Annotated in this window: 1 protein-coding gene; it reads right to left on the minus strand. The window is 71.3% G+C overall.

The genetic code is table 11. The annotated features are described in order from the left end of the window. Positions 1-246: 246 nt before the first annotated feature. Positions 247-1,137, minus strand: coding sequence for a Yip1 family protein (locus GT030_RS05690; RefSeq protein WP_202459725.1), 891 nt, complete (start codon positions 1,135-1,137; stop codon positions 247-249). Between the last annotated feature and the right edge of the window lie 219 nt (positions 1,138-1,356).

The raw sequence follows: 1,356 nt of genomic DNA on the forward strand, positions 1-1,356 counted from the left end.
GCGGTACCCACAACACCCAGGGCGGCACGCAGAGCGGCACCAACAACAACCAGGGCGGCATCACGCAAGGCGCCGAGGACGCGGCGAAAAAGATCAGTACGCGCACCTTCGAATTGATCAATGACGGCCTGAACGGATGACGCGCCCTGGCTCGCGCAGGCGCCGATGAACCGGAATGCAAGAGGGGCCCCCGGCACAGTGCCGGGAGCCCCTCTCACACGTACGCGGAATTTGTGCGAACCGGAGTCAGAACGTCCCCAGCTTCACGATCGACAGCAGCGCGATCAACTGGATCGCGGACGCGCCCAGCGCCTTCGGCCAGGGCAGGTCGTGGGAGCGGGAGACCATCAGGGTGAGCAGGGCGCCCGCGCCGAGCCAGGTGATCCAGCCGATGACCTGCACGAAGCTCGCGTCGCCGCCGAAGAACATGGCGAAGACCAGGCGCGGGGCGTCCGTCAGCGACATGATCAGCATCGACAGGCCGACCGTCGGCTGCCAGGCGCCGTCGCCGCCGAGCTGGCGGGCCAGCGTGTGCGTGACCACGCCCAGGACGAACGCGCTCAGCACCATCGCCACGGCCGAGATCAGCACGATCGGCACCGCGTTGGTGAACGTCGCGCCGATCACGTCCGCGCGGGCGCCGTCGAAGCCGAAGACCGCGAGCAGGCCGTAGAGGAAGGTCACGATCAGGGCGGGGCCCCACATCGTGTAGTCCCGCATGCGGAGGAAGGTCGGGTTGGGGTTGAGGACGACCCCCTTCAGCAGTTCCTTCCAGTGCAGCGGCGGGCCGGACGGGCCGGGGGGCTGCGCCGAGCCCGCGTGGTAGGTCTCGCCCTGGGAGTAGGCGGACGCCTCGTCGATGGAGAACGCCTGGGTGTGGCCCGGCTGGTTCGCCGCGTACGGGTCGTGCCCGCCGTGCCCGCCGTGGCCGGGGTCGCCGAAGTACTCCGGTCCGTCGTTCACCGGCCCCGGATACCCGTACTGGTTCCCCTGCGGGTGCCCCGTACGGCCCTGCGGGTAGCCGTAGGCGGGCCCCCGCTGCCCGTGGTGCGGGGCCTGGCCGCCGTACGACGGGCCCTGGGGTGCGTGCGCCTGCTGTCCTTGCGCGGTGCGGTTGTCCCGGTTCCCGCGTCCCATCCTGAATCCAGCCACCCGTCGAACGTACCTGCTCCCGGCCGCCCGCGTGCCGGGCCCAGGGGGTCGGGCCCGGCATTGCGGCCATCCTGTGACATCCCCTAAGGGACCGTCAGGGCTGGATCAGGGGGGGGCTCAGCCGTTCAGGGCCGTGCCGAAGCGCGGGCTGCCCGTGGTGGCGACGCCGGTGGCCGCCGGGCCGAAGGAGAGGGCGCCCGCGGC

The organism is Streptomyces sp. SID1328 (assembly GCF_009865595.1).
Classification (GTDB): Bacteria; Actinomycetota; Actinomycetes; order Streptomycetales; family Streptomycetaceae; genus Streptomyces; species Streptomyces griseoluteus.